Origin of the sequence: Mycobacterium sp., from assembly GCF_032161845.1 — a bacterium.
Taxonomy (GTDB): domain Bacteria; phylum Actinomycetota; class Actinomycetes; order Mycobacteriales; family Mycobacteriaceae; genus Mycobacterium.
Map to the genome: position 1 here is coordinate 20,379 of NZ_JAVRQA010000570.1, position 7,121 is coordinate 27,499.

At 67.6% G+C, this 7,121-nt stretch carries 8 protein-coding genes; 3 read left to right on the top strand and 5 right to left on the bottom strand.

From position 1 onward, the window contains the following. Positions 1-12: 12 nt before the first annotated feature. Positions 13-684 carry a DUF5642 family protein gene (locus QOD90_RS31545; RefSeq protein WP_526356552.1) on the top strand — a complete coding sequence of 224 codons (672 nt, stop codon included), beginning with the start codon at positions 13-15 and terminating at the stop codon, positions 682-684. Here QOD90_RS31545 and QOD90_RS31550 read toward each other — a convergent pair. After that, a complete protein-coding gene (locus QOD90_RS31550; protein WP_526356554.1) occupies positions 681-1,322 on the bottom strand; it encodes an alpha-ketoglutarate-dependent dioxygenase AlkB in 642 nt (213 codons plus the stop codon). The two genes, QOD90_RS31545 and QOD90_RS31550, sit on opposite strands and share 4 nt — an antisense overlap. Before the next feature lie 31 nt (positions 1,323-1,353). Continuing rightward, the gene (soxR, locus tag QOD90_RS31555) at positions 1,354-1,785 is read right to left on the bottom strand and encodes a redox-sensitive transcriptional activator SoxR (RefSeq protein WP_526356556.1); all 432 of its coding nucleotides are present in this window, start codon (positions 1,783-1,785) and stop codon (positions 1,354-1,356) included. Positions 1,786-1,831: 46 nt separating this feature from the next. On the opposite strand from soxR, the gene arcA reads away from it, so the two are divergent. Continuing rightward, entirely contained in the window at positions 1,832-3,040 is a 1,209-nt protein-coding gene (arcA, locus tag QOD90_RS31560) for an arginine deiminase (RefSeq protein ID WP_526356558.1), read from the top strand. A 44-nt stretch (positions 3,041-3,084) separates the two neighbouring features. Here the strand turns inward: arcA and QOD90_RS31565 are convergent, their stop codons facing one another. Together QOD90_RS31565 and QOD90_RS31570 are read right to left on the bottom strand one after the other, a co-directional pair. Continuing rightward, positions 3,085-3,948, bottom strand: coding sequence for a hypothetical protein (locus tag QOD90_RS31565; RefSeq protein ID WP_526356560.1), 864 nt, complete (start codon positions 3,946-3,948; stop codon positions 3,085-3,087). 128 nt (positions 3,949-4,076) lie between these two features. After that, the gene (locus QOD90_RS31570; protein ID WP_526356571.1) at positions 4,077-5,519 is read right to left on the bottom strand and encodes a dolichyl-phosphate-mannose--protein mannosyltransferase; all 1,443 of its coding nucleotides are present in this window, start codon (positions 5,517-5,519) and stop codon (positions 4,077-4,079) included. Positions 5,520-5,636: 117 nt separating this feature from the next. Here QOD90_RS31570 and rsmI point away from each other — a divergent pair, with 117 nt between their 5' ends. Then, on the top strand, positions 5,637-6,473 hold the full coding sequence (gene rsmI, locus QOD90_RS31575) for a 16S rRNA (cytidine(1402)-2'-O)-methyltransferase (protein ID WP_526356562.1): 837 nt from the start codon (positions 5,637-5,639) through the stop codon (positions 6,471-6,473). On the opposite strand, the gene QOD90_RS31580 is transcribed toward rsmI, so the two are convergent. Beyond that, positions 6,429-7,121: aminodeoxychorismate synthase component I (locus tag QOD90_RS31580; RefSeq protein ID WP_526356564.1), on the bottom strand; the 693-nt coding region annotated here is incomplete at its 5' end. The two genes, rsmI and QOD90_RS31580, sit on opposite strands and share 45 nt — an antisense overlap.

Genomic DNA, 7,121 nt, shown 5'->3' on the forward strand with positions numbered 1-7,121 from the left:
AGATTGGCGGCGATGCTCAGGACGCTGCCGGCCCTCCTCTTGTCGTGGCTCGTCGCGATCGTGTTGGCGGGGTGCTCGGGCAGCCCGCCCGCGGAAGATTCCAAGGCGGACATCGCCAACGTGCTCGCCGTGAAGTCCAACTTCGGGCCCGAATTCAAGGTGAGCACGGTTGCGCCGACCGGAATCGACCCGCGTCTGCTTGCGCCGCAATCCCTTCCGCAGGGTGCGATCTTCGATCCGCCGGACTGCGCGAAGGTGGCGACGGGTCTGGTGGTGCCGCCGGGGCTGAAGGGCAACATGGCCGCCACGACGGCCGAGGGTGACGGCAACCGGTTCATCGCGATCGCCGTCGAGACCTCGGAGCCACTCCAGTTTCCCGACCCTGGCGACAAGTGCAAGAAGGTCGCGTTCGCGGGAGCCGGGGTTCGCGGCGTGGTCGAGGTGGTCGAATCGCCGACGATCGACGGCGTGCGAACCCTCGGCACGCATCGCGTGGTGCAGACGATGGTCAACGGCAAGCCCGCGAGCGGTGAGATCTACAACTACGTCGCCAGTTTCGCGACGTTCATGGTGATCGTCACGGCGAATCCGCTCGTGGAGCCCAACAAGCCGGTCGCACCGGTCGACACGCCGCGCGCCCGTGACCTGCTGTCTGCGGCCGTCACGGCGGTCCGCGGCAGCTAGCGCACGTCCCGAGGGCGGAACTGAATGCTGATCCGCGGGCCCGTCGGCTTGGCCGTCTTGTGCACCGCATGTTCCCACGTGCGCTGACACGATCCGCCCATCACCAGCAGATCGCCGTGGCTCTGTGGCAGTCGCAGGGACCGGCCGCCGCAGCGGGGACGCAGGGCGAAGGCCCGGGTCGCGCCGAGGCTGAGGATCGCGACCATGGTGTCCTCGGTCCGGCTGCGGCCGACGGTGTCGCCGTGCCAGGCCACGCTGTCGCTTCCGTCGCGGTACAGGCACAGCCCGGCAGAGGTGAACGGCTCGCCGAGCTCGCGGGCGTAGATGTCGTTGAGCCGGACGCGCAACCGTGCGATGGCGGGGTGCGGTGCGGGTTCGGACGTCAGGTCGTGGAAGCTGACCAGCCGCGGCACGTCGAGCACCCGGTCGTACATTTGGCGTCGCTCGGCGCGCCAGGGGATGTCGGCCAGCAGCTCGTCGAAGACGTCTTCGCCGCCGGTGTTGATTCCCCGGTCGCTTCGCTCCTGCCCACCGGCCAGCCAACCGGCCCTGACGTCGATCCACGCGCCGTCACCCAGTTCACGCCGCTCGTCGTGGTCGAAGAGCGCCTCCTGAATCGCCAGATCGGTGCCTGCCACGCGGCCGAGTTTATCGCACAGGCGTTCGAATTTATAGCCTGGCCGCGCCGGGCCCACGCTGCGCGAGGACGTCGCCAGGGTTCGTCAGCAGGCAGGTCTTCAGGCTCAGGCAGCCGCAGCCGATGCAGCCGGTGAGGTTGTCGCGCAGGCGCTGCAGATGCACGATGCGCTCGTCGAGATCGGAGCGCCAGCCGGCCGACAAGCGCGCCCAGTCCTTGCTGGTGGGCACGCGGCCGTCGGGCAGCGTCGCGAGGGCCTCGCGAATGCGGGCCAGCGGGATGCCAAGGCGTTGCGACATTCGGATGAACGCGACGCGGCGCAGCGTCTCGCGGGCGTAACGGCGCTGATTGCCCGACGTGCGCCGGCTGATGATCAGGCCTTCGCGTTCGTAGAAGTGCAGCGCCGACACCGCAACGCCACTGCGATGGCTCAACTCGCCGGGGGTCAGCTCGAGCATGTCCATGACCTCAACCATAGTTGAGGTGACCTTTCGCGTTACGGTTCTAGGCATGACAGGCACGACGCTGGGCGCGAATTCAGAGGTAGGACCGCTGCGGGTCGTCATCCTGCACCGGCCGGGGCCCGAACTTCAACGCCTCACCCCGCGCAACAACGACCGGTTGCTATTCGACGGAATGCCGTGGGTGGCGCGGGCGCAGCAGGAGCACGACGCGTTCGCCGCACTGTTGCGCTCGCGCGGCGTCGAGGTGCTCTTGCTCGCCGACCTACTGACCGAGGCCCTCGCCAGCGGCGCGGCCAGGATGCACGGCATCTCGGCAGCCGTCGACAGTCGCCGATTGGGACTTCCTCTGGCGCAAGAACTCTCGGCCTATCTGCGGACGCTCGACGTCGAGCCTCTGGCCCGCATCCTGATGGCGGGCATGACGTTCAACGAGTTGCCGTTCCTCGGTGGTGAACTGTCGCTGGTGCAGCGCATGCATCACGATGCCGACTTCGTCATCGACCCGCTACCGAACCTGCTGTTCACCCGCGATTCGTCGTTCTGGATCGGGCCGCGGGTGGCGATCACGTCGTTGGCACTCCCCGCGCGGATTCGGGAGACCTCGCTGACCGACCTGATCTACGCGCATCACCCGCGATTCCTTGGGGTCCGGCGGGCCTACGAATCGCGATCCGCCCCGGTCGAGGGCGGCGACGTGCTGTTGTTGGCACCGGGCGTGGTGGCCGTCGGGGTGGGAGAGCGGACGACGCCTGCCGGTGCGGAAGCGCTGGCGCGCAGCCTGTTCGACGATGGCCTAGCGCATACGGTGCTGGCCATTCCGATCGCGCAGGAGCGCGCGCAGATGCACCTCGACACGGTGTGCACGATGGTCGACGTCGATGCCGTCGTGATGTACCCGAACATCGTCGACTCCCTTTCGGCGTTCACGATTAGGCGGCAGAAGTCCGATGGGGTGACGATCGCCAGCGCGGCGCCGTTCGTCGATGCCGCGGCCGATGCGATGGGTATCGCCAAGCTGCGGGTGATCGATACCGGGTTGGATCCCATTACCGCAGAGCGGGAGCAGTGGGACGACGGAAACAACACGCTAGCGCTGGCGCCCGGTGTGGTGGTGGCCTATGAGCGCAATACCGAAACGAATGCCCGCCTGGCAGATTCGGGCATCGAGGTGCTCCCGATATCGGCGTCGGAGCTCGGCACCGGTCGCGGCGGCCCGCGGTGCATGTCGTGTCCCGTCGCCCGCGACCCGCTGTAGCCCTTCCCGTTGAGATTGCGCTCACGGTCGTGATTCGGCGCGAATCACGACCGTGGGCGCAGTTTCAACGGGCAACCCCGACGGGCGAACGCCTCTGCGATGCGGCGGACGATGAACGTGCGCGAATGCTCGGCCACCACGTGCAGATCCAGCCATCCCATGCGTTCGATGAGTTCGTTTCGACCGATGTCGTGAACGTAGCGTCTTCGGTCGGTGCGGTGTTGGTCCCCGTCGTAGTCGACCCCGATCGACGGCTCGTCCCAGCCCATGTCGATGAACGCGCTAGCGGCGCCGTCGCTTACCCGAATCTGTGTTCGAGGGCGAGGAAATCCTGCATCGATGAGCAAGAGCCGCAACCATGTTTCCTTCGGCGATTGACCGCCGGCGTCCATCAGATCGATGGCGATCTCGGCCCGACGAAGTCCGCGTGCCCGTGGGTACCGCCCCGCCACCGTCAACGCGTCATCGGGGCACACCCCCGTCGCGTGGGCAAGGGCATCGAGGTGGCGAACGGCTTCGTCGCGGGGTAAATGACGTGCTAGGTCAAGCGCAGTACGGGCGAGACTCGTTACTGCCATTCCGTTGATTTCGACGATCTCGTCGCCCCCGGTGATCCGCTCGTTGCGCACGATGACGCCCTTGGGTGAACGGCTGAAGGAGCCGATCAGCTCGATCGGTGTCGCGGGTCCAACCCATGCGGCGCCGTGCAACGCCGCGGCCGCGCGGCCCGCGATGATGCCGTCGCGGCCAGACCACAACCAAGCGCCCATCACACGGGTCTGCAGCGGGAGGCACGTGCCCTTCGGGGCATAGACATCGGGGAACATCGACTCGTAGTTCCATCGCAGTTGCCCCCAGCTGAGGGCACCCCGTGCCAACTGTTCGCTGCCGATGAAGACGTCTCGCATGGCCTGATCGTCACCAGGCCCAACGACAAATCCGGACGCTGGCGTTGAGATTGCACCGGTGGCTGTGGATGAGTGGAAATCACAGCTACCGGCGCAATCTCAAGGGAAAGGGGCGAGCCTCAATGGCGCTAACGCCAGCTGGGCAGCCAGATCTGCATGTTCCAGGTCGACTGCGAGATCGGCAGGCCCGTCAGAATGGGGTACATCCACGCGAAATTGGTGATGACGACCGCCACGTAGATGCACACGACGAGCAGACCGAGCGTCCGACGCTCGGCGTTCTGCCGAGGCGCATAGAGCACGTCGCCGAGGATCAGCGCGATCATCATCACCAGGAACGGCGCCATCGGAGCGGCGTAGAAGAAGTACATCTGTCGATCGATGTCGGCGAACCACGGCAGGTAGCCCGCGCAGTATCCGGTGAGCGCCACGGCATATCGCCAGTCACGCTTGACGAACGACCGCCACACCGCCCACGCGAGTATCGGCACCGCGATGAACCACATCGCGGGGGTACCGGCGAGCATCACGGCCTTGACGCATGACTGGGCGCCGCACCCCGCCACGTTGTCCTGGTCGATCGCATACAGCACGGGCCGCAACGACATCGGCCACGTCCACGGCTTCGACTCCCACGGGTGATGATTGCCCGCCGCGTTGGTCAACCCGGAGTGAAACTTGAAGGCGCCGTAGGTGAAGTGCCACAGCGACCGGATGGCATCGGGCATCAGGCCGCCACTGGCGAAGGACTGGCCCTCCTCGTGCCGGTTGATCCCGGTCTCCGAGGCGAACCACGGCGCATACGAGGCGAGATAGACGCCAAGGGGGATGAGGCCGAACACGTAGATCGCGGGTCCGACGTCACGCCGCAGGGTGCCGAGCCACGGTCGCGGCACGCGATATTGGCGCCGTGCGGTCACGTCGAACGCCAGCGTCATCAGCCCAAAGAAGAGGATGAAGTACAGGCCGGACCACTTGGTGGCCACGGCAAGACCCAGCAGCACGCCTGCCCCGAACCGCCACCAGCGGACTCCGAGACGAGGTCCCCACGGTGTCTCCGCGATGCGACCGTCGAACAGGGCGTCGTGCATCCGCGCACGCATCTGGTCCCGGTCGACGATCAGCGCACCGAACGCCGCCACCACGAACACCACCAGAAAGATGTCAAGCAGGGCGGTGCGCGCCGAGACGAAGCTGACCCCGTCGGCGATGATCAGCAGGCCCGCGATGCCGCCGATCAGCGTCGACCGGGTGATCCGGCGGACGATTCGCGCCACCAGCACCACCACGACGACGCCACACACCGCGCCGGCGAACCGCCAGCCCAGCCCGGTGTAGCCGAAAAGGGCCTCACCGAGCGACAGCAGTTCCTTGCCGACGGGAGGGTGCACCACCAGGCCGTAGCCGGGGTTGTCCTCGATGCCGTGGTTGCCGAGCATCTGCCACGCCTGGGGTGCGTAGTGCTTCTCGTCGAAGATCGGGGTGCGGCCGTCAGTGGGCGAACCGAGGTTGAGGAACCTGGTCAGGGACGCCAGCGCCATGATCACCGACGTCATCGCCCAGCCCTGCATCCGGTCGGTGGGACCGAAGTCGCCGAGGGGCACCAGGGGGCCCGGGCTGATGACCGGAACCGATCGCGTGCTCTCGATGGGCGGGGCGGTCACACGAGCGATCGTATTCTGTTCGGTGTGACAACCGGTCGACTGCTACTGGCCGCCACGCCGTTGGGCCAGGCAGGCGACGCTTCCGCACGACTCGTCGAGGCGCTGGGCAGTGCCGACGTCGTCGCCGCAGAGGACACCCGCCGCGTCCGAACGCTGATGCAGGCGCTCGACGTCACACCGTCGGGCAAGGTCGTCAGCTTCTTCGACCAGAACGAAGCCGCGCGGGTGCCGTGGCTGGTCGAGGAGGTCACGGCCGGGGCGACCGTGCTGGTCGTCAGCGATGCGGGCATGCCGCTGATCAGCGATCCGGGCTATCGGCTGGTCGCGGCCTGCGCAGCCGCGGGCTTGACCGTCAGCTGCCTTCCCGGCCCATCGGCCGTGACGACGGCACTCGCGGTGTCCGGCCTGCCGTCGGACCGGTTCTGTTTCGAGGGCTTCGCGCCGCGCAAGCACTCTGCGCGGCTGACGTGGCTGGCCACGCTGGCCGGGGAGCGACGGACGTCGGTGTTCTTCGAGTCTCCGCGCCGACTCGCCGAATGCCTGGCCGACGCTTCTGCGCAACTGGGTCCCGACCGGCTGGCGGTGGTCTGCCGCGAGCTGACCAAGACCCACGAGGAGGTCAAGCGCGGCACCCTGGCGGAGCTCGCCGCGTGGGCCGCCGACGGCGTGCTCGGCGAGATCACCGTCGTCGTGGCGGGGGCCGAGCCCCGCGTCGACATGGACACACTGGTGGCTCAGGTCATTGAGCGGGTGGAGGCCGGCGCCGGGGTCAAGGACGCCTGCGCCGAGGTGATCGCCGAGAACCCCGGCGCGCCATCACGGCGTCAGCTCTACGACGCGGTGCTGCGCGCTCGCGCGTGAGTCATCCGCAGACGTGCCGACGATGGGCGCGGCCTTGTGCAGGCACTCGCGCCACTCGGCATCGGGATCCGAATCGGCCGTGATGCCGCCGCCGACGCCAAGCACCGCGCGTCCTGCATCGTCGAACTCGACGGTGCGGATGGCGACGTTGAGCTCGGTGCCCGCGATCGGTGAGGCCAAACCAACCGTCCCGCAGTAGATTCCGCGCCGGGCTTGTTCCCACGTCGCCAGCAGTTGGCGGGCACGGCCCTTCGGCGTGCCAGTCACCGACGCCGGGGGGAACGTAGCGTCGAGGATCGTGGACATGGGCACGTCGAGGTCGACGCGGGCCGAGACCGTCGACACCAGATGCCAGACCCCCGGTGCCCGGCGGACCACCAGCAGTTCGGGCACCGTGACGGACCCGGTCACCGCGACGCGACCGAGGTCGTTGCGGACGAGGTCGACGATCATGATGTTCTCGGCCACGTCCTTGACCGATTCGCGCAAGTGCGAGGGTGATTCATCGAGTGGCAACGTGCCCTTGATCGGACTCGACACCACGTGCTCGCCGATGCGGCTGAGGAACAGTTCCGGGGACAGCGAGGCCACCGCACCCCACTCACCCGAGACGAACGCCGCCCGCGCGGGCGCGGTGCGCGCGACGGC